Source organism: Escherichia sp. WS1265 (assembly GCF_046487585.1).
In the GTDB taxonomy this organism is placed as follows: domain Bacteria; phylum Pseudomonadota; class Gammaproteobacteria; order Enterobacterales; family Enterobacteriaceae; genus Escherichia; species Escherichia coli.
Map to the genome: position 1 here is coordinate 68,562 of NZ_JBJQJE010000001.1, position 18,913 is coordinate 87,474.

Annotated in this window: 22 protein-coding genes; 3 read left to right on the forward strand and 19 right to left on the reverse strand. The window is 52.6% G+C overall.

Annotation, left to right across the window (positions count from 1 at the left end; translation table 11 throughout):
• Positions 1-4: 4 nt before the first annotated feature.
• The 12 genes from fliQ to fliF form a co-directional block, all read right to left on the reverse strand.
• The gene (fliQ, locus tag ACJHX3_RS00290) at positions 5-274 is read right to left on the reverse strand and encodes a flagellar biosynthesis protein FliQ (protein WP_000187358.1); all 270 of its coding nucleotides are present in this window, start codon (positions 272-274) and stop codon (positions 5-7) included.
• A gap of 9 nt (positions 275-283) precedes the next feature.
• Positions 284-1,021 (reverse strand): flagellar type III secretion system pore protein FliP, encoded by a 738-nt coding sequence (gene fliP / locus ACJHX3_RS00295; RefSeq protein WP_069722690.1) that lies wholly within the window; start codon positions 1,019-1,021, stop codon positions 284-286.
• The gene (gene fliO, locus ACJHX3_RS00300) at positions 1,021-1,386 is read right to left on the reverse strand and encodes a flagellar biosynthetic protein FliO (RefSeq protein ID WP_001295640.1); all 366 of its coding nucleotides are present in this window, start codon (positions 1,384-1,386) and stop codon (positions 1,021-1,023) included. The genes fliP and fliO overlap by 1 nt, the downstream gene beginning before the upstream one ends.
• 2 nt (positions 1,387-1,388) lie before the next feature.
• Positions 1,389-1,802: a flagellar motor switch protein FliN gene (gene fliN, locus ACJHX3_RS00305; protein WP_001282098.1), complete on the reverse strand. Its 414-nt coding sequence runs from the start codon at positions 1,800-1,802 to the stop codon at positions 1,389-1,391.
• Positions 1,799-2,803, reverse strand: coding sequence for a flagellar motor switch protein FliM (fliM, locus tag ACJHX3_RS00310; RefSeq protein ID WP_001295641.1), 1,005 nt, complete (start codon positions 2,801-2,803; stop codon positions 1,799-1,801). Before fliM ends, fliN begins: the two co-directional genes overlap by 4 nt.
• 4 nt (positions 2,804-2,807) lie before the next feature.
• Positions 2,808-3,272: a flagellar basal body-associated protein FliL gene (fliL, locus tag ACJHX3_RS00315; RefSeq protein ID WP_000133106.1), complete on the reverse strand. Its 465-nt coding sequence runs from the start codon at positions 3,270-3,272 to the stop codon at positions 2,808-2,810.
• A 104-nt stretch (positions 3,273-3,376) separates the two neighbouring features.
• A complete protein-coding gene (locus ACJHX3_RS00320; protein WP_000620110.1) occupies positions 3,377-4,504 on the reverse strand; it encodes a flagellar hook-length control protein FliK in 1,128 nt (375 codons plus the stop codon).
• The gene (gene fliJ, locus ACJHX3_RS00325) at positions 4,501-4,944 is read right to left on the reverse strand and encodes a flagellar export protein FliJ (protein WP_089621644.1); all 444 of its coding nucleotides are present in this window, start codon (positions 4,942-4,944) and stop codon (positions 4,501-4,503) included. Before fliJ ends, ACJHX3_RS00320 begins: the two co-directional genes overlap by 4 nt.
• Before the next feature lie 18 nt (positions 4,945-4,962).
• Positions 4,963-6,336, reverse strand: a complete 1,374-nt coding sequence (gene fliI, locus ACJHX3_RS00330; RefSeq protein ID WP_000213294.1) for a flagellar protein export ATPase FliI — start codon at positions 6,334-6,336, stop codon at positions 4,963-4,965.
• Positions 6,336-7,022, reverse strand: coding sequence for a flagellar assembly protein FliH (fliH, locus tag ACJHX3_RS00335; protein ID WP_138217206.1), 687 nt, complete (start codon positions 7,020-7,022; stop codon positions 6,336-6,338). Before fliH ends, fliI begins: the two co-directional genes overlap by 1 nt.
• Positions 7,015-8,010, reverse strand: a complete 996-nt coding sequence (gene fliG, locus ACJHX3_RS00340) for a flagellar motor switch protein FliG (protein WP_000067950.1) — start codon at positions 8,008-8,010, stop codon at positions 7,015-7,017. Before fliG ends, fliH begins: the two co-directional genes overlap by 8 nt.
• Complete coding sequence (gene fliF / locus ACJHX3_RS00345) at positions 8,003-9,661, reverse strand: flagellar basal-body MS-ring/collar protein FliF (RefSeq protein ID WP_138217205.1); 1,659 nt, start codon at positions 9,659-9,661, stop codon at positions 8,003-8,005. Before fliF ends, fliG begins: the two co-directional genes overlap by 8 nt.
• 214 nt (positions 9,662-9,875) lie before the next feature.
• Here fliF and fliE point away from each other — a divergent pair, with 214 nt between their 5' ends.
• Complete coding sequence (gene fliE, locus ACJHX3_RS00350; RefSeq protein WP_001274299.1) at positions 9,876-10,190, forward strand: flagellar hook-basal body complex protein FliE; 315 nt, start codon at positions 9,876-9,878, stop codon at positions 10,188-10,190.
• A 392-nt stretch (positions 10,191-10,582) separates the two neighbouring features.
• Here the strand turns inward: fliE and ACJHX3_RS00355 are convergent, their stop codons facing one another.
• The 3 genes from ACJHX3_RS00355 to yedE form a co-directional block, all read right to left on the reverse strand.
• Entirely contained in the window at positions 10,583-11,251 is a 669-nt protein-coding gene (locus tag ACJHX3_RS00355; RefSeq protein WP_000334608.1) for an SOS response-associated peptidase, read from the reverse strand.
• A 108-nt stretch (positions 11,252-11,359) separates the two neighbouring features.
• Positions 11,360-11,593: a sulfurtransferase-like selenium metabolism protein YedF gene (gene yedF / locus ACJHX3_RS00360; RefSeq protein WP_000789493.1), complete on the reverse strand. Its 234-nt coding sequence runs from the start codon at positions 11,591-11,593 to the stop codon at positions 11,360-11,362.
• Positions 11,590-12,795 carry a selenium metabolism membrane protein YedE/FdhT gene (gene yedE, locus ACJHX3_RS00365; protein WP_061092993.1) on the reverse strand — a complete coding sequence of 402 codons (1,206 nt, stop codon included), beginning with the start codon at positions 12,793-12,795 and terminating at the stop codon, positions 11,590-11,592. Before yedE ends, yedF begins: the two co-directional genes overlap by 4 nt.
• Positions 12,796-12,981: 186 nt before the next feature.
• Between yedE and yedD the strand changes: the two genes are divergently transcribed.
• Positions 12,982-13,395, forward strand: a complete 414-nt coding sequence (gene yedD, locus ACJHX3_RS00370; protein WP_001295642.1) for a lipoprotein YedD — start codon at positions 12,982-12,984, stop codon at positions 13,393-13,395.
• Positions 13,396-13,428: 33 nt separating this feature from the next.
• Here yedD and amyA read toward each other — a convergent pair whose 3' ends face one another.
• From amyA to fliD, 4 genes are all read right to left on the reverse strand, one after another.
• Positions 13,429-14,916 carry an alpha-amylase gene (gene amyA / locus ACJHX3_RS00375; protein WP_061092992.1) on the reverse strand — a complete coding sequence of 496 codons (1,488 nt, stop codon included), beginning with the start codon at positions 14,914-14,916 and terminating at the stop codon, positions 13,429-13,431.
• Positions 14,917-14,993: 77 nt separating this feature from the next.
• The gene (gene fliT, locus ACJHX3_RS00380; protein ID WP_061092991.1) at positions 14,994-15,359 is read right to left on the reverse strand and encodes a flagella biosynthesis regulatory protein FliT; all 366 of its coding nucleotides are present in this window, start codon (positions 15,357-15,359) and stop codon (positions 14,994-14,996) included.
• Positions 15,359-15,769, reverse strand: coding sequence for a flagellar export chaperone FliS (gene fliS, locus ACJHX3_RS00385; RefSeq protein WP_000270663.1), 411 nt, complete (start codon positions 15,767-15,769; stop codon positions 15,359-15,361). The genes fliT and fliS overlap by 1 nt, the downstream gene beginning before the upstream one ends.
• Positions 15,770-15,784: 15 nt before the next feature.
• The gene (fliD, locus tag ACJHX3_RS00390; protein WP_000146836.1) at positions 15,785-17,200 is read right to left on the reverse strand and encodes a flagellar filament capping protein FliD; all 1,416 of its coding nucleotides are present in this window, start codon (positions 17,198-17,200) and stop codon (positions 15,785-15,787) included.
• Between the two features lie 245 nt (positions 17,201-17,445).
• On the opposite strand from fliD, the gene ACJHX3_RS00395 reads away from it, so the two are divergent.
• A complete protein-coding gene (locus tag ACJHX3_RS00395) occupies positions 17,446-18,777 on the forward strand; it encodes a FliC/FljB family flagellin (RefSeq protein WP_000079777.1) in 1,332 nt (443 codons plus the stop codon).
• Positions 18,778-18,913 lie beyond the last annotated feature (136 nt).

Here is an 18,913-nt window from a genome sequence, read left to right on the forward strand (position 1 = left end):
CGGGCTACCCGATGATATACGGCAGGTTAGTGAACAAGGTGCGGACGTAATCCAGCAACAGATTGAGCATCCACGGTCCGGCAATAATAATGGCAATAAATACGGCGATGATTTTTGGTATAAACGACAGCGTCATTTCGTTGATCTGTGTGGCGGCCTGCAAAATACTGATGATAAGGCCCGTGACCAGCGCCACCAGCAACAGCGGGGCAGCTAGTGCCAGCGCGACTTTCATCGCTTCAGTCCCCATCATCATGACCGATTCAGGTGTCATTTTGCCTCTCTAGCTGTAAAAGCTCTGCGCCAGCGAACCGACCAGCAATTGCCAACCATCCACCAGTACAAACAGCATCAGTTTAAAGGGCAGAGCAATGGTGGCGGGGGGGACCATCATCATCCCCAATGCCATCAACACGCTGGCAATCACCAGGTCGATAATCAAAAAAGGGATGAAAATCGTGAAGCCTATCTGAAATGCGGTTTTCAACTCGCTGGTCACGTAGGCCGGGAGCAAAATGCGCATCGGCACGGCTTCAGGTCCCTGCAACGGGCCGGTATTCGCCAGTCTGGCAAACAACCCTAAATCCGCCTCACGGGTCTGACGCAGCATAAACTCACGCAGCGGCTGCGCCCCTTTTTCCAGCGCCTCCTGCATTGATATTTTCTCTTCGCTGAATGGCTGGTACGCATCGACATAAAATTTATCGATCACCGGTGACATAATAAAAAAGGTCAAAAATAGTGCCAGCCCCAGCAATACCTGGTTAGGTGGCGCGGAGGGCGTTCCCAGCGCGTTACGCAATAAACCAAAAACAATGATGATGCGGGTGAAACTGGTCATCATCAGTAAAATTGCCGGAATAAACGTCAACGAGGTGATGAACACCAGCGTCTGCACCGGGAGCGACCAGCTTTGTCCACCGCCAGGCAGCGGCTGGCTGGTGATACCCGGCAGTTGCGCGAAGGCGAGGGGCGTAACCAGCCAGAGAAGGACAGGTGCGACAGACAACAAACGACGCATCAGGATCTCCCACTACGCTTAAGCAAATTTTTCATGACCGACTGAAAATCGGTCTGCGGTATCTCTTCTGTTGGTGCTGAAGGGGGAAGTTTATGCAGCAGATTGATTTGCCCTGCGGTAACGCCGAGCACCAGCCGTGCATCTTCCACATCGACCACCACAACCCGTTCACGCGCGCCCAGCGAAGCACTGGCGCTAATTTTCAGACCGTTAACGCCAGTGCGTTTCGGGGCAAATCCCAACCGTTTTACCAGCCAGGCAGCAGCGAGGATCAGGGCAATAATGGCGATGAGTGCGCCGCTGACCTGCAGCAGTGGCGCAGCAGAAACCGGCGTGGAAGATTGCACAGTAGCGTGGTTATTCATCACTAACGGCTCAGGCGACGCATTCGCTCAGACGGAGTAATGATATCGGTGATCCGCACGCCATATTTATCGGCAACGACCACCACTTCGCCCTGGGCGATTAAATAACCGTTGATCAGAATATCCAGTGGTTCGCCCGCCAGACCGTCCAGCGCCACGACGGACCCTTGCGTCAGACGCAACAGCTCTTTGATGGTCATCCGCGTACGGCCCAGCTCGACGGTCAGCTTGACCGGAATATCCATTATCAGGTCGATATCCTGCAACGTTCCGCTGACATCACCACCGCCAAATTGCTGGAACACCGCGTCGGCAGCGCTTTTGCTGCTGGTTGATTTTTGTTCGCTCAACGCTTCAGCCCACAGATCGTCCATTGCGCCGTTGTTGTCATCGGCCGGATTATTCATGTCACTCATTTGGGCTGTTCCTCGTTCAGAGAATTTAAAATCGGGTTAATCAAATGTTCTATCCGTAACGCATACTGACCGTTGAGAGTGCCGTACTGACTGGTCAGCACCGGGACGCCGTCAACATGGGCGATGATGCGATCGGGTTTTTCTATCGGCAGGACGTCGCCGGGTTTCAGTTTTAAAATCTGCGACAGGCGTAGCGAGATATCGGCAAAGTTGGCGACCAGCTCCAGCTGTGAATGCTGCACCTGGCGCACCAGGTTATCGCGCCAGTTCTGATCTTCATTACGCGAGTTTTCCAGCGGCGGGTTAACCAACAATTCCCGTAGCGGCTCGATCATGCTGAATGGCAGACAGATATTAAATTCGCCGGTCAGGTTGCCAATCTCCACATGGAACGGCGTGTTAACCACAATGTCGTTCGGCGAGGTGGTGATATTGGTAAATTTCACCTGCATTTCCGAACGCACGTACTCAACTTCCAGCGGATTAATCGCCTTCCAGGCGTCGCTATAGCCTTCAAGCGCCAGCTTTAACATGCGGTTGATGACGCGCTGTTCGGTATGGGTAAACTCGCGACCTTCCACTTTGGTCGGGAAGCGTCCATCGCCGCCAAACAGGTTATCCACGGCGATAAACACCAGACTCGGTGAAAACACCACCAGCCCTGTGCCGCGCAGCGGTTTCAGATGGATAAGGTTCAGGTTGGTCGGCACCGGCAGGTTGCGGGCAAATTCATGGTACGGCTGAATGCGGATGGCCCCGACGGTTATATCCGGGCTACGACGCAGCAGGTTGAACAGCCCCATACGAAAATGGCGGGCAAAGCGCTCATTAATGATTTCCAGCGCCTGCAAACGTTCGCGCACAACCCGTCGTTGGGTATTCGGATCGTACGGACGAATGTCACTTTCGCCGCTAACACTGGCTGTCGGTTCGTCTTTGACTTCGCTGTCACCATTCAACAGCGCATCAATTTCAGCTTGAGAAAGAATACTATCGCCCATGTCGTTATCGCAGAATAAAAGCGGTATACAGCACGTCGGTGACATCCTGTTTCGGTTGCCCGGCAACAAGCGGGGTGGAAAGCGTGGTTTTAATCTCGGCAATCAGGTTTTTCTTGCCTTCTTCTGTCGCCAGTACGGCAGCATCCTGACGCGAAAACAGTAACAGCAAACGGCTACGGACTTCCGGCAAATACTCACTCAGCCGCGAGCGGGTAGCTTCATCTTTCAGGCGCAGGGTTATGCCGATATAAAGCACGCGATCCGCATCGCCCAAATTGACCGTGAAGGTATCCAGCGCGTAGAAGACCGGGGAGGGTACGACGCGTTGCTGCGCTTTGTCGTCAGCGGCAACCTGATGCGAATGCCAGTAGCTGTAACCTGCGCTGGCACAGGCCGCGAGGGTAATGAATACCAGAATCGGGATCCAAAGCGATCGCTTGCTTTTCTTGCTTATCGCGTAATCAGTCATGTGTTGCGGTCTTCCTGTGTCGCTACTGCTTATCGGCTAATTATCCTGCGTCTTGAGCGCAACAAAGCGGGGAAAAGACGCGGATTACGGTGCTATCTCTGACGTTAGGCGAAAATATCAACGCCGCTGTTGCCTGTTACACGCCCTTGTAAAGAGACGGGAACCGGAAGCGTATCGTCGTCTTCCCCCGCCAGAGGTTCATGGTTTACTGTGCGTTGGCTTTGCTGTTGTTGGGAAGCGGCCTGCTGCTGACCACTAAAGCTTTCGCCACTGATGTTGCTTTGCCCTAACTGAATGCCACTTTCGGCCAGCTGCGTTCGCAGTACCGGAAGCGCTGCTTCCAGGGCGGCGCGTACGTGTTGATGCGGTGAAACCATCTGGATTTGCGCCTGGTTATCATCCACTTTGAGGGAGATTTGCACTTCACCTAAATCCTGCGGGTGCAGACGCAACTCTGCACTTTGTTGCCCCTGGCGGGTGAACAGCGAAATATGCTGGCTTAATGATTGTTGCCATTCGTGAGAACCCAGCGGTGCACTCAACACAGGCGCGGCGACGGTGGGCAGTGGCTGTGTCTGGTGTGAAGTGATTAGCGGGCTGGCGGCAGCGGTCACCGGTGAAGGTGTGCTGATGACTTCCGCTTTACTCTGGGCTTCTGCTACCAGCGGTGTTAATGGCTGAGCTGGCGTGCCGGGGGCATCATCAGGCTGTGCTGTTGTGAGTTGCGCAGAAGTCAGTTTTGTGAAGAGCGTTGGTTTCTCTGCCGGTAACACGGTTGACGGCACATCAGTCACTTTGGGCGTATTGTCAAAACCCGGCAACATCGCAAAAAGGGCGCTCAGGCTTGCGGTGACGTCTTCATTCAGATCATCCGCTTTTTCGTCTTTTGCCGTATTGTTGCCAGCCACCGCAGCCATCGTCATCGTTTGAGCGGTGGTTAATGGTGTTGATGTGGATTGTTCGTCGTTGATGACAGGCGGTGTTTCATCCACAGGGATCAGTAAATCCGCTTGTTGCGCATCGGCAAGAATCTCGCTGACCAGCGGCTCGCCTTTTGTCGTGGGCTTATCTGTTGCCACCAGCAACTGGGGGGCCGCTTTGTCGGTAGTTGTCTCGCCTGCTAATGCTTCGCTCAACAACGCGAGAAAATCTTGTGCAGCATCGCTGGCTTTGCCGCCAGGCAATGTGGTGGTGTCAACGTCGGCGGTAATTAAGGGCGCTAAGCGAATCATTCAGGTTTCCTCATGGCGGCGCGCTGGGCGAACTCATCCATCTTTTTCTGATCGAGGCGGTTTTCTGCAAGCAGTGCCGCCGTGGATTGCCGTTCCTGCAGTGTCTGCCAGGTCTGCAAACGTTGTTTCTTTTCTCGCCAGCTGTTCAGGGCAATGTCAACTTTCTGCGTCCACTGATTAAGTTGCTGGCGATGCTGAGTAATGGCTTTTTCCAGCGTCTGGATAAACTGCTGATAGTTGATCCAGCGGTTGCTGGTCATCCCGGCACTCATATCGCTGTTGAGGTTATTGCGATATTCATTCTGATAATCGATCAGCATTTTGAGCTGTTCTTCCGCCTGCTGACACCCGCGACGCATTTCACCCAGCAGGCGCGCGGCATCCTCTACCTCTTTTTCTGCCAGATCTTTCAGGGTCGCCAGCGCGCCATGTTCTGCCATCTGCCGTTATCTCCTGGGTTATGACACTGTCGGGAAAATACGCTCCAGCCCCTGGAGAGACGCTTCCCAGTCCGCGCGTTCAAAAATGCCTTGTTGCAAATAGCCCTCCAGCTGCGGCCACAGGGCGATGGCTTTATCGAGCATCGGATCGCTGCCTTTGGCATACGCGCCGACGCTAACCAGATCTCGGTTACGCTGAAAACTCGACAACAGCTGTTTGAAGGTGCGCACTCGCGCGTAATGTTGCTCGCTGATCAACGCCGTCATTGCGCGGCTGATCGACGCTTCAATATCGATAGCCGGATAGTGCCCGGCTTCCGCCAGTCGGCGAGACAGCACAATGTGACCGTCGAGGATTGCCCGCGCGGAGTCGGCAATGGGGTCCTGCTGGTCATCGCCCTCGGTGAGCACGGTATAAAACGCGGTAATCGATCCGCCGCCGCTAATGCCATTTCCGGCACGCTCGACCAGTGCCGGTAATTTGGCAAACACCGACGGGGGATAACCTTTGGTGGCGGGTGGTTCGCCAATCGCCAGCGCAATTTCACGCTGGGCCATCGCGTAGCGGGTGAGGGAGTCCATAATCAGCAACACATGCTGACCACGATCGCGAAAATCTTCGGCAATGCGCGTGGCATAGGCGGCACCTTGCATTCGCAGAAGCGGAGAGACATCCGCCGGAGCGGCAATCACCACGGAGCGTGCACGCCCTTCGGCACCGAGGATATTCTCAATAAAATCTTTTACTTCGCGCCCACGTTCACCAATCAAACCCACGACAATGACATCGGCGCGGGTGTAACGTGCCATCATCCCCAGCAGCACACTTTTACCAACGCCGGACCCGGCAAACAGCCCCATACGCTGCCCACGCCCAACGGTAAGCAGGGCATTGATTGGGCGCACGCCGGTGTCCAGCACATGTTCAATCGGTGTACGTTGCAACGGGTTAAATGGCGGGGTAATCAGCGCACCGGTTTCCGTCGTATCGGGGGAGGGCAGGCCATCGAGCGGCTTACCGCTGCCGTCCAGAACGCGACCTAATAACGCCGGACCGAGCGGCAACTGCTTGCCGCTTTGCAGTCCTTCAGCCGAAATGTTTTTGGCATAAACCCGCGCGCCGGGCAGGACACCTTCCACTTCCTCCAGCGGCATTAAAAACAGCCGTTGACCGTTAAAGCCAACGACTTCGCTTTCTACTTCGTGCGTTTCGCTGCCGTTCTGGCGTTCAATGACACAGGTTGCGCCGAGCGGCAATTGTAATCCGGTGGCTTCCAGCACCAGCCCGGTAGCGCGGGTTAATCGCCCATAGCGACGTACCGCAGGCAACTGCGCCATTTTGGCTTCAAAGTTATCCAGCGTGGTTAGCCAGCGAGTCAGGCGCGTGGTCATTACACCACTCCTGGTGCTGCCAGACGGCAGAGTTCTTGCCAGCGAGTGGCGACACTGGCGTCGAGATCGCCTTCATCGGCGGAGACTTTACAGCCGCCAGGATGGAGTGTGGGATCGCCCCGCAAGCGCCAGCCATGCAAACTTAAGGTTGCGCCGAGCATATCATCCACACGTTGCAGATCATCCGGGTGCACGCGCAGCTGTGGTTTACCGCTGAATAACGGTTCTTGCTGCAACAACTGTTGGATCTGTTTGATCAGTGTCGAGTTATCCACTGTTGGCGTCTGACCGATCACCTGACGTGCCGCCTCCAGCGCCATCTGCATCAGGCGCGAAGCAATCACACTATCAAGCGCATCAAGGGTAGTTTGAAATTCGCTGACCAGTTGCTGCATCCGGGCATGAATTGGCGCTTGTTGAGACTTCGCCTCTGCCAGACCTTGCTCCAGCCCCTGGGCCAGGCCTTCCTGATAGCCCTGCTCATGACCTTGCTGGCGACCTTCGGCAATCCCCGCCTGATAACCTTGCTCGTGGGCCTGCATTTGCAGTTGCGCCAGTTGCTGCTCAAGGCTGGGTTCGGCCTCTTCAATGATGGTTTCTTCCGGCTCGACCATTGGCACAAACTCCGCCTGTGGTGGCGCGAGATCGTCCGGCATCCAGGTTTTCCACGGCAGATTATCAGACATAGGTATCCTCGCCGCTGCCAATCACCATCTCGCCGGTTTCGGCAAGGCGGCGCACAATCAGCAGAATCGCTTTCTGTTCGTTTTCCACCTGCGACAGACGCACCGGACCACGGTTGGCGAGATCGTCGCGCAGAATATCGGCGGCACGCTGCGACATATTGCGCAGGAATTTCTCGCGCAGTGGCTGCTCGGCCCCTTTCAGCGCGATCAACAGCGATTCGGAATCCACTTCCTGCAACAGTCGCTGAATGCTGCGATCGTCGACATCCACCAGATTCTCGAACAGGAACATCTCGTCGATGATTTTCTGCGCCAGCTCGCCGTCGAATTCACGCACGGCGGTAATAACGGCTTCTTCCTGCTGAGTTTTCATCAGGTTGATAATTTCGGCTGCTGTTCTCACGCCGCCCATTTTACTGCGCTTGAGATTCTGACCGTCGAGCAAGCCATTCAGTACTTCGGTCAGCTCCGCCAGCGCGGCAGGCTGCACGCCGCCAAAGGTGGCGATACGCAACATCACGTCGTGGCGCAGACGTTCATCGAACAACGCCAGAATATCGGCGGCCTGGGCGCGCTTCAGATGCACCAGAATGGTGGCGATAATTTGCGGATGCTCATCGCGAATCAGATCGGCGGCGCTCTGCGGCTCCATAAAGTTGAGCGTTTCAATACCGCTGGCGGTATCGCGAGTTTCGAGAATATCTTCCAGCAGGCTGGCGGCACGTTCTTCACCCAGAGCTTTGACCAATACCGAACGCAGATAATCGTTGGCGTTGATATTCAGTGCGGCAAACTGTTCAGCTTCTTGCTCAAACTCCGCCAGCACATCGGTTAGCTGCTTGTTGGAAATCTGCGTGACGTTCGCCATTGCAGCGCTCAGGGTTTGCACCTCGCGCTGGGAGAGGTGCTTGAACACCTCTGCCGCCCGGTCTTCGCCAATGGTCATCAGCAGGATGACGCTTTTATCGGTGCCTGTCAGGTTACTCATGATCGTTATTTATCCACTGGCGAATGACCAGCGCCACCACGCGCGGATCGTTATCAGACATTTCACGGATACGCTGGCTCATGACTTCTGCCCCCAGTCGTTGGTTAGCGCGCCGTTGTTGGAGTTGTTCGTCTTTGCTCAGACGGACTTCCACCGCATCTTCCACTTCCTCGCGGGCCTGCGCCTGTTGCTGCACAGTCTTCACCGCCTCGGCGCGACGTGTTAGCTGCGGGCGTACCGCTTTCCGCCACAGCAGCCACGCCACCAGCAGTACCAGCAACCAGCGACCGGCAGCAAGTAACTGATCGATAAACGCTTGCTGTTGCCAGAACGGCAGTTCTCCGCCGCTTTCGTCACTGCTATTGAACGGCGAGTTGACGACATTGAGCGAGTCACCGCGTTTTTCAGAAAAGCCCATCGCCTCGCGGGTCAGATCTTCAATTTGCTTCATCTGTTCGTTGCTGAGAGGCAACGGTTTACCGTCTGGCAAGGTTTTGTAATTCACCACTACCGCGACTGACAGACGTTGCACATCGCCCACGTTCATTTTGGTATGACGAATGGTGCGATCGACTTCGTAGTTACTGGTTTCATTCCGCTGTGTGCTACGCGGCCCGCTATTGCTGGTGGTGCTCGCCTGCTGCTGGCGGTTATTTTGATTTGCCGGAGGCGTGCTGATTGGCGCGTTATTCGCAGGTGCCGGTTGATTCGACAACGCCCCCGGTACGCCGCCCGGATAACCGGAACCGCTTTGCTCGCTCTCATTAAGCTGGCGTGAACGAAGCGCCGCATGAGATTCATCACCGTTAGGGCGATACTGTTCTTCCGTTTGTTCTTTACTGGCGAAGTCCAGCTGCGCCGTGACCTGGGCGTGAATATTACCGTTACCAACAATAGGCGACAGGATTGCTTCAATACGCCGCTGAATACGGCCTTCGACATCGCTGGCATATTTCAACTGAGCATCATTAAGATCGCGCCCGCTGGTGTTGAACTGGGTTAACAGATGTCCGCCCTGATCCACCAGCGTGACGTTTCCCGGCGGCAGACCAGCAACGGCGCTGGAAACCAGATGCACAATGGCGCTAATTTGCCCTTCATCGAGTGCGCGGCCGGGTAACAGATTTACCGTCACCGATGCAGAAGGGGATTTTTGTTCACGGACGAATAAAGACGGTTTCGGCATTGCCAGATGTACGCGCGCCCCTTTTACCGGGCCGATAGTTTCGATGGTACGAGAAAGCTCGCCTTCCAGCGCCCGCTGATAATTCACCTGTTCGCTGAACTGGCTGATACCAAACTTTTCCTGATCGAGTAGTTCGAAACCGACCGCGCCGCCTTTGGGCAAACCTTGTTGTGCCAGGCGCAGACGCAGTTCGTGAACTTTATCTGCCGGAACTTCAATAGCGCCGCTGGCTTCGCTGAAGCGGTAAGGAATATTCATTTGCGTCAGTTGGCTGACAATTGCGCCACCATCCTGATCGGAAAGATTGCTGAATAATGTGCGGTAGTCGGGGGCTTTCGCCCACAGGATCAGTGCGACCATGACCGCCACTGCCGCGGAACCGGCAACAATCAATGGAATTTTCGGATTCGCACGCAGGCGATTAAGCCACTCAAGAGATTTTGTCTGGGCTGCAGTCGCATTCATCGCGCACCTCGTGGCTGATTATGGACGGCGTTATTGGCAAAGTGGAACAAGACTCACTCCCGGGTCAGCAAACTCGAAAAATTGACGCTCCCATTATTTGTGCTTTCGTTTTTTTCTATCCGCCAATAAACCCGTTTTTTTGTTGTTATTTAGCGCCTTTGTCTTATTGACTTACTGGTAGGCTTTGCTACCAGAAATTATCCGGGAGACGAGAATGTCAGCGATACAGGGGATTGAAGGGGTTATCAGCCAGTTACAGGCTACGGCGATGAGTGCGCGTGCGCAGGAATCACTGCCGCAACCGACCATTAGTTTTGCCGGGCAGCTGCACGCCGCGCTCGATCGCATTAGTGATACACAAACAGCTGCCCGCACGCAGGCAGAAAAATTCACTCTCGGTGAACCCGGCGTGGCGTTAAACGATGTGATGACCGATATGCAAAAAGCCTCAGTTTCTATGCAAATGGGGATTCAGGTGCGTAATAAGCTGGTGGCGGCGTATCAGGAAGTGATGAGCATGCAGGTGTAGGTTTTGTAACCTGTTGTTAATTACATCCGATCTCACCGCGTGGGGCATGGATGGGGCAAACTCACTCAATTTCTGGTTTAAAATGGAAACCTGATTCTGAAAGTTTTCTGCCATCCACGATCCGTATACGCGATAAACCCTCTGATCATCAGAGGCCTCATTTGATACACATCACCACGTCGGATGTTGTTACGACCGCAGACGCAACAGTAACGTTTGAATAATTTAATCTTTGTTGATGTTTTTATTCATATTCCGGGCTAGGGAAATAATCAGGCGTAATTGTGTCTCTGGAATAGAGGTTTCTTGTGGCGCATGTGGAAGGAGCGTCTACTTTGTCTAATAGAGATTTCTTATGACGCAGTATTATTGATCAATAGTCTCCTGGCTTATCAAACAGGTTGAATTAACTCCGCGCCCTGGTTTTTGACATTACCTACCGCGCGCGATACCGGGTGCCAGGTGAACTGGTTTGCTGGCACACAGCCGTTGGTAGCAATTTCTGATGCTTCTTTACCGCCAATCTCTTGCCGCATCCATTCCCGCGCAGCTTCTGGCGACAGTACCAGCGGGCGGCGGTCATGAATATCTACCAGACCCTGGTCTGCTGCTGCAGTGACAATTAAAAATCCTTCGGCTTCGTCACCGCGCTCAAACGGTGTGCTACCTATCGCGGCCATAAAAACAGGTTGTCCGTCAGCACGATAGATAAAATAAGGCTGTTTTTTGTCGCCTTCTTTTTTCCACTCAAACCAGCCATCGGCAAAACAGATTGCCCGACCATGTTGCCAGAGCGGTTTAAACATACGACTGGTGGCCGCAGTTTCTACGCGGGCGTTAATCAGCGGCGGTTTATCCCACCATCCGGGAGCATATCCCCAGAAAACCGGATCCAGATGAAGGTGTTCATCACGTTCACTGAGCAGAAGAACTTTGGTTCCCGGCGCGACGTTGTATCTGCCAATGGGTTCGGGATCATAGGGAATATCGCGTTCAATATCTTCCGCGAGAAGCGCAAGGTAATCTTCACGCGTTTGGGATTGGGCAAAGCGTCCACACATAGCAACCTCCTGAGAGCACACTGAAAAGAATAGGAGAGGGGGCGGGTAAAATCTATGTGGTACAGAGGCAACGATATTCCCGCTGTTGGCCACAGCGGGAATGAGGGATTACTTCTGAATTAAATAACGAATGGTCGGCCCGTCTTGCTGAATATCCAGCACCGTATAGCCGTGATTACGAGCATCCAGTGGAATATTATTGATCGACTGCGGACAGTCGCTCACCACTTCCAGGATCTCACCTTTTTTTAACTGCGGCATCGCCTCAAGGGTTGCGACTGCCGGATAAGGGCAGGGTTCACCCACCATATCAAGACGGTAATCAGGAATGATATTTTTCATGCGATCTCCTTAGCAGTCTGCGGTGCCGCACGGCGGAAGAAGCGTTTTTCCCAGCCGATAATCAACATCAGCGCAGTAAACAACAGCAAATATGTCACCAGCAGGCCACCCATCGGGCCAAAGGTTTTCAGCAGGTTGATTTTGTCCCAGTCGGTGGCCAGCGCCGGAGCGAAATCATCCCAGTAATACGCCAGAATGGTTGAGCCGATCACATTGCCCAGACCGACCCACCAGTAGTGCACCTGACCTTCTACCGCGCGGTACATCCAACCGGTTTCGCAGCCGCCTGCCAGCACGATGCCAAAACCAAACAGTAAACCACCAATTACCGCGTTTGGTCCCGCCCACATGATTTTGGGTTCAACACCTAACTGTACGTAACTGAAGATCCCGATGGCACTCACCGCCATACCAATAATGATTGCTTTCGCCATGTGGGTACGTCCGGTGATCCACATATCGCGGAACGCCGAAGTAAAGCAGATTTGCGCACGTTCAATCAGTAAACCAAAGCCGACGCCAAACAGCATTGCCAGCCCCAGTTTGGGTTGGTTCATCGCCGTGAGCAGCGCCCAGCCCAGCATGCCGAAAAAGACCAGCATCCCGAGACGAAAACGACGCCGCGCCTGATCCGGTTTTTGCGTCAGCGGTGAGGCGGCAGAAACTTTCTGCATTTTCACGGGAATACGGAAGATGGGCAGCAGGGTAAAGCGCGCGCCAAACCATGAACCAATGGCAGTGGCGATGGCAAAGAACCAGGCATGCAGCGAGAACTGAGGAATACCGGTAAAGAACGCCGCCAGGTTACAGCCCATTGCCAGACGCGCGCCAAAACCAGCGATAATGCCGCCAATGATGGCCTGCATAATGCGGATACGGCTGCGCGGCATGCGTAGTTTGATATTGTTGGCCCACAGCGCTGCAGCAAAGCAGCCGCCAAACATACCGAGGATCATCATGCCGTCGATGCGGGTTAATGGCGATCCTTCCAGATGGATAATTTTAAAATAACCCCACTCTTCAGCATGGACGCCGAACAGCTGCAGGAGCTGACCGCCCCAACGGGTAAATTCACCCGTGACAGCCCAAAAGGTGCCAGTGATGCCAAAGTAGTAAGTGGAGAGAATACCCGCCGCGATGACCGCGGGGATGGGCGCCCAGAATTTGATCAACCAGGCGTGTTTGAATTGCTGCCATGACATGAATGTAGCCTCTGAACTCAGAAGGTTTGAAACAAGAGTCGCGAATCATACACCATGCAAATTTATTTTCGGGGTAATAATTCACAAAAATAATGGTTAGATCAAATTTCTCTCTGAACCTGGAAAGGCTGGCGACATCAGGGCTTTAATGCCACAATCCTCTTTTCTTCTCATGCAGGACGAATGATGAAAAAACTCGCAATTGCAGGCGCGCTCATGTTGCTGGCGGGCTGTGCCGAAGTCGAAAACTATAACAATGTCGTGAAAACCCCCGCGCCGGACTGGCTGGCGGGCTACTGGCAGACCAAAGGGCCGCAACGTGCGCTGGTCAGTCCGGAAGCGATAGGCAGCCTGATTGTCACTAAAGAGGGCGATACTCTGGATTGCCGTCAGTGGCAGCGGGTGATTGCTGTGCCGGGTAAGTTGACATTGATGTCTGATGATCTCACTAACGTTACCGTAAAACGTGAGCTGTACGAGGTTGAGCGTGACGGTAACACCATTGAGTACGATGGTATGACGATGGAGCGTGTGGATCGCCCGACGGCAGAGTGTGCCGCTGCGCTGGATAAAGCGCCGTTACCGACGCCATTGCCGTAATGAAATCTCCCCGGCTTGCCGCCGGGGATGAATTTAAATCACCTCTTCGATAACCCACACGCTGACGCTGCCGCCGTTGCAAAAGAAGGTCGCTTCGCCGTTTTCGTCGGTTACTACGCTCTCTTGCCGGTTCCCCAGAAAATCACGCCAGGTTTTATTGCCGTAATTCTCTCCCAGATGAATGGTTTTTTCGCCATCATCCCCGTTCGACATGACCACCACGCAGCCGGGATATTCGTCAGTGCCACTGCGGCTAAAGGCAATGCAGTTCGGATGGTCGAAAAATAACGTCTGTACACCGTGGGCGAAACGCTGACGGGCGAGAATTAACTCATCAAGCTGTTCGATTATTGGCATATCTATCGGATAGGTTTGCCCGTCACCGCCGATATCTTCGTAATGTGCACCATAGAGGTCAGGATAGAACACCGAAGGAACGCCATTTTCCCGCAACAAAATTAAGGCATACGCCAGCGGTTTAAACCACGGTTCGACGGGGGCTTCGAGGGCTTGCAACGGTTGGGTGTCGTGGTTGGCAACGAGGGTTACGGCGTGGAAAGGATCGGCTTCCACTAATGTACCCGTGAAAATCTGCGTCATGTCGTAGTCGCGCCCCATGCGCGATGCTTCATGGAATTTCATCTGCAGCGGCGCATCAAACAGCATGGTTTTGCCTTCCACCTGATCAATATACGTTTGCAGTTTATCGACTTCATGCGACCAGTATTCAGCCACAATAAACAGCAGCTTTGGCGCAACTTCCTGTACGTGTTCGATCCACTCTTTATAAAACCATGCCGGAATATGTTTGACCGCATCAAGACGAAAGCCGTCGCATTGCGTTTGTTCCATCACCCAGCGCGCCCAGTATTTAATCTCTTCCGTCACGGCATGATTGCGGAAATCGATATTCTCGCCCATCAGGTAATCGAAATTACCGAGTTCATCATCAACCTGATCGTTCCAGCCTTCGCCGGTGTAGTCGTTAACAATTTTAAAAATGCCATCTTCATCAGGGTTTTCGATATGGTCGATACCGCTAAAACATTTAAAATCCCAGATAAACTGCGAGTATTGCCCGGCACGCGCGGGGAAGGTGTAACGCGTCCAGCCTTCGCACTCAATGATTTCTTCGTCAATTTGCGTACGATCGTCAGCATTTACACGTTGCACGCGAATAGCTTCTTTTTCATCCGCCCCCATTTTGTGGTTGACTACCACGTCCAACAGCACCGCAATGTCATTACGTTTCAGGGCGTCAATGGCGGCCAGCAGTTGTGCTTTATCGCCATATTTAGTAGGGATGCTGCCTTTCTGATCAAACTCACCTAAATCAAATAAATCATAGGAGTCGTAGCCGACCGAATACCCGCCCGATGCGCCTTTATAGGCGGGCGGCAACCAGACCATATTGATACCAATATCATTAAAACCGTCGGCGCGCTCGGCCAGTTCAGGCCAGAGCTTACCGCCTTCCGGGTAATACCAGTGAAAACATTGTAACAGCGTGGGATTACGCATTCTTCGACTCCATTCAAGGGGAACATTAGAAGCGTAGCCGTAATCGGATTATTCGCGAGCCATTAGCTCGTTAAGATTCACGAGAAGTTATCTTGCGGAGCCAGCACAAAGCCGCCCTGATCGCCATAGGCACTTAACACCGATTTTTGCACCGATGACTGACCGACCAGTTTCGCCAGTTCATCCATCCGAATCTGTAATAACTGCTTTACCTTGCTTTCGTTATCGAGAATCAGGAGCAGCATCGGGCGGAGCTGCTCCTGCATCGTGATGGACGGGTCAATCTCTTCAGTCAGATGTGCAATCTCCTGCACCGCATTCACATACGCCATTTCGCTGGCGATGAGTTCGTCCCATTGTTCTTCCGTTGCCAGGCGTAACATGAGCTGGCTTTTTTCGACGAGTTGTTGCCAGGCGAAATACAAATGCGGTGCGTGGTTCATCAGACTGGGTCCTGAATCAAAGAAGGGGAGAGTAAAGACTCTTTCCAGGCATCGGCAATATTGCGCATTAATGCTTCCACTTCTTCGACTGCGGAGACATCGTTGCGTAAATTGGCTTGCAGCAAACGCCTGACCATATAGCTATAAAGAGCAATCAAGTTTTGGGTTAATTCGTCTTTGCTCTCTTCATCAAGACTCACCCGCAGCCCGTTCTCAATGATGTTGATCGCTTTTGATAAAGAGACGCCTTTGCCTTGCTGATTGTTGTCCTGCATAAACAGGCGCGCTCTAACCAGTGCGCTCAGCACTCCATCAAATAGCATGGTGACCAGCTGCTGTTGGCTGGCGCTCATTACGGCGCTTTCGACGCCAATTTGTGCATAGGCCTGGGTGCCTTTTGCCGCGTACATAGTTTCTCCTGAAGATTATTTCGAGTTGCTATTTGAGGTGTCGAATTGCTGTGTCAGATAGCTACTGGTGGAGTTAAGCGAGTTCATTAACACATCTAATTGGGTGAACTGGGCTTTATAGCGCGTCATTAAGGTATCGATACGCTCACTGGCTGCGTTGTACTGGTCGGTCAAATTATTCAGCGTTTTGCTGACGCCATCTTTTGCGGCCTGGATTATCCCGGTGGAAGAGAGCCAACTGGTTAGGTTGCTACTAATGCCGGTGGTTACCCCTGTACTTTTACCGTCACCTATAAACATTTCACTGATGCCAGCGGCATCTTTTTTTAGCGCCGTTTGCAGTTTGTCGGTCGCGATTTCCAGCTTGCCGGTACTGGCATCGCTGGTAATGCCAATCTGTGCCAGCGTTTTATAGTTTGAACTGCTGTGAGTATTGGCGAGCAAGGTTTTAAGCTGAGTCTGGATGGTACGCAGTGTGGAGTCACCGAGTAATGCGCCATTGCTGGAGTCCTGACTCTCTGCTCCGGCATCGACAGCGGTGTATTTGGTTAAGCTGCTGAACGTATCCTGCAATGAGTTATAGGCATCCACCCACGTTTTAACCGCATTTTCAGCTTTGGATGTGTCTTTACTGATGGTCAGTGTCTGATTACCGGTGGTGACGTCATTCAGGTTGAGGGTGATATCTTCCAGCGCGTCGCTGATAGTGTTACTGCTGTTTTCAATCTCAACGTTATTGACTGTCAGTTTGGCGTTTTGCGCAGTGACGCTTTCAATCATGCCATTGCTGCTATCACCCGACGTTCCGTTGTAACCCATAAAACTTTCCAGGGCGCTGTCGCCGCTGACGCTAAGTTTCATAGCGTTATCGCTGCCCGTATCGTTAGCAGTGATGGACAGACGATACTCGCCGTTACCCACATGGATGATACTGGCGCTGACACCAGCTTTGGCGTTGTTAATGGCATCGCGAATGCCGGAAAGTGACGAGTTAGCCGCGCTGATATCAATCGTGACCGGATCTTTACCGCCACCTTGCTGGATGGTTAGTACGCTATCGCTGGTGGCGATGGCAGCTTTACTGTCTTTTTGACTATTTTGGGTGGTCAGCGTCTGTGCCTGCGCCAGTTGGCTAACGCTAATGGTGTATTTCCCGGCAATCGCGCTGCCCGTGGTGGTGGCGCTGAAAGCCGATGAACTGCTGGTGGTTGAGGTGGCGGTAAATAAATCGGCTTTATTCAGTGCTGTGTTGGCTGTCTGGAAGCTCTCTAGTGCGCTTTTCAGCGTCCCGTAGGCGCTCAGTTTCGCGGTATAAGAGCTTTGCTGTTTTGATATCGGCGTCAGGGTAGATTTTTCTGCCGCCTCCAGACTGTCAAGGATGCTGCTTAAGTCCAGCCCCGACCCAACCCCAAGCGTTGAAATACTAGCCATATAGATTCCTTAATCATGCGACGTATAGAACGAATATCGGGGTTATCGGCGTAAGCGGGGCAAAGTTTACGATTTATTTTTTGGCTTAATGACACGAACAGCAACGAGGAAGGGGAGTATTTCGACCGCTAGAAAAAAATTCTAAAGGTTGTGAGTGACCAGACGATAACAGGGTTGACGGCGACGAAGCCGAAGGGTGGAAGCCCAATACTTAAACCGTAGACTTGAAAACAGGAAAAGAAATCATGGCACAAGTCATTAATACCAACAGCCTCTCGCTGATCACTCAGAACAACATCAACAAAAACCAGTCTGCGCTGTCGACTTCTATCGAGCGCCTCTCTTCTGGTCTGCGCATTAACAGCGCTAAAGATGACGCTGCGGGCCAGGCGATTGCTAACCGCTTCACTTCTAACATCAAAGGTCTGACTCAGGCCGCACGTAACGCCAACGACGGTATCTCTCTGGCGCAGACCACTGAAGGCGCACTGTCTGAAATCAACAACAACTTGCAGCGTGTTCGTGAACTGACCGTTCAGGCCACTACCGGTACTAACTCTGATTCTGACCTATCTTCAATCCAGGACGAAATCAAATCCCGTCTCGATGAAATTGACCGCGTATCCGGTCAGACTCAGTTCAACGGCGTTAATGTTCTTTCCAAAGATGGTTCAATGAAAATTCAGGTTGGTGCGAATGATGGTCAAACTATCTCCATCGATCTGAAGAAAATTGATTCTTCAACTTTGGGGCTGAATGGCTTCTCAGTTTCTAAAAACTCTCTTAATGTCAGCAATGCTATCACATCTATCCCGCAAGACGCTGGCGATAAACCTGTTGATGTTAACTTCGGTAATACTGATGAGTCTGCAGCAATTGCAACTAAATTGGGTGTATCCGATACGTCAAGCCTGTCGCTGCACAACATCCTTGATAAAGATGGTAAGGCAACAGCTGATTATGTTGTTCAGTCAGGTAAAGACTTCTATGCTGCTTCTGTTGATGCCGCTTCAGGTAAAGTAACCTTAAACACCATTGATGTTACTTATGATGATTATGCGAACGGTGTTGACGATGCCAAGCAAACAGATCAGCTGATCAAAGTTTCAGCAGATAAAGACGGCGCAGCTCAAGGTTTCGTCACACTTCAAGGCAAAAACTATTCTGCTGGTGATGCGGCAGACATTCTTAAGAATGGAGCAACAGCTCTTGAGTTAACTGATCTGAATTTAAGTGATGTTACTGATACTAATGGTAAGGTAACTACAACTGCGACTGAGCAATTTGAAGGTGCTTCAACTGAGGATCCGCTGGCGCTTCTGGATAAAGCTATTGCAACAGTCGACAAATTCCGCTCTTCTCTAGGTGCCGTGCAGAACCGTCTCGATTCCGCTATCACCAACCTGAACAACACCACTACCAACCTGTCTGAAGCGCAGTCCCGTATTCAGGACGCCGACTATGCGACCGAAGTGTCCAACATGTCGAAAGCACAGATCATCCAGCAGGCGGGTAACTCCGTGCTGTCTAAAGCCAACCAGGTACCGCAGCAAGTTCTGTCTCTGTTACAAGGCTAATGGCCTTAACCTGCCTGACCCCGCCACCGGCGGGGTTTTTTCTGCCCGCAATTTACCGGTAACCCCCAAATAACCCCTCATTTCACCCACTAATCGTCCGATTAAAAACCCTGCAGAAACGGATAATCATGCCGAT

What these genes read in the sequence shown, in the direction of transcription:
- fliQ (WP_000187358.1), bottom strand. Translation starts at nt 274, where the DNA reads ATGACACCTGAATCGGTCATGATGATGGGGACTGAAGCGATGAAAGTC.
- fliP (WP_069722690.1), bottom strand. Translation starts at nt 1,021, where the DNA reads ATGCGTCGTTTGTTGTCTGTCGCACCTGTCCTTCTCTGGCTGGTTACG.
- fliO (WP_001295640.1), bottom strand. Translation starts at nt 1,386, where the DNA reads ATGAATAACCACGCTACTGTGCAATCTTCCACGCCGGTTTCTGCTGCG.
- fliN (WP_001282098.1), bottom strand. Translation starts at nt 1,802, where the DNA reads ATGAGTGACATGAATAATCCGGCCGATGACAACAACGGCGCAATGGAC.
- fliM (WP_001295641.1), bottom strand. Translation starts at nt 2,803, where the DNA reads ATGGGCGATAGTATTCTTTCTCAAGCTGAAATTGATGCGCTGTTGAAT.
- fliL (WP_000133106.1), bottom strand. Translation starts at nt 3,272, where the DNA reads ATGACTGATTACGCGATAAGCAAGAAAAGCAAGCGATCGCTTTGGATC.
- ACJHX3_RS00320 (WP_000620110.1), bottom strand. Translation starts at nt 4,504, where the DNA reads ATGATTCGCTTAGCGCCCTTAATTACCGCCGACGTTGACACCACCACA.
- fliJ (WP_089621644.1), bottom strand. Translation starts at nt 4,944, where the DNA reads ATGGCAGAACATGGCGCGCTGGCGACCCTGAAAGATCTGGCAGAAAAA.
- fliI (WP_000213294.1), bottom strand. Translation starts at nt 6,336, where the DNA reads ATGACCACGCGCCTGACTCGCTGGCTAACCACGCTGGATAACTTTGAA.
- fliH (WP_138217206.1), bottom strand. Translation starts at nt 7,022, where the DNA reads ATGTCTGATAATCTGCCGTGGAAAACCTGGATGCCGGACGATCTCGCG.
- fliG (WP_000067950.1), bottom strand. Translation starts at nt 8,010, where the DNA reads ATGAGTAACCTGACAGGCACCGATAAAAGCGTCATCCTGCTGATGACC.
- fliF (WP_138217205.1), bottom strand. Translation starts at nt 9,661, where the DNA reads ATGAATGCGACTGCAGCCCAGACAAAATCTCTTGAGTGGCTTAATCGC.
- fliE (WP_001274299.1), top strand. Translation starts at nt 9,876, where the DNA reads ATGTCAGCGATACAGGGGATTGAAGGGGTTATCAGCCAGTTACAGGCT.
- ACJHX3_RS00355 (WP_000334608.1), bottom strand. Translation starts at nt 11,251, where the DNA reads ATGTGTGGACGCTTTGCCCAATCCCAAACGCGTGAAGATTACCTTGCG.
- yedF (WP_000789493.1), bottom strand. Translation starts at nt 11,593, where the DNA reads ATGAAAAATATCATTCCTGATTACCGTCTTGATATGGTGGGTGAACCC.
- yedE (WP_061092993.1), bottom strand. Translation starts at nt 12,795, where the DNA reads ATGTCATGGCAGCAATTCAAACACGCCTGGTTGATCAAATTCTGGGCG.
- yedD (WP_001295642.1), top strand. Translation starts at nt 12,982, where the DNA reads ATGAAAAAACTCGCAATTGCAGGCGCGCTCATGTTGCTGGCGGGCTGT.
- amyA (WP_061092992.1), bottom strand. Translation starts at nt 14,916, where the DNA reads ATGCGTAATCCCACGCTGTTACAATGTTTTCACTGGTATTACCCGGAA.
- fliT (WP_061092991.1), bottom strand. Translation starts at nt 15,359, where the DNA reads ATGAACCACGCACCGCATTTGTATTTCGCCTGGCAACAACTCGTCGAA.
- fliS (WP_000270663.1), bottom strand. Translation starts at nt 15,769, where the DNA reads ATGTACGCGGCAAAAGGCACCCAGGCCTATGCACAAATTGGCGTCGAA.
- fliD (WP_000146836.1), bottom strand. Translation starts at nt 17,200, where the DNA reads ATGGCTAGTATTTCAACGCTTGGGGTTGGGTCGGGGCTGGACTTAAGC.
- ACJHX3_RS00395 (WP_000079777.1), top strand. Translation starts at nt 17,446, where the DNA reads ATGGCACAAGTCATTAATACCAACAGCCTCTCGCTGATCACTCAGAAC.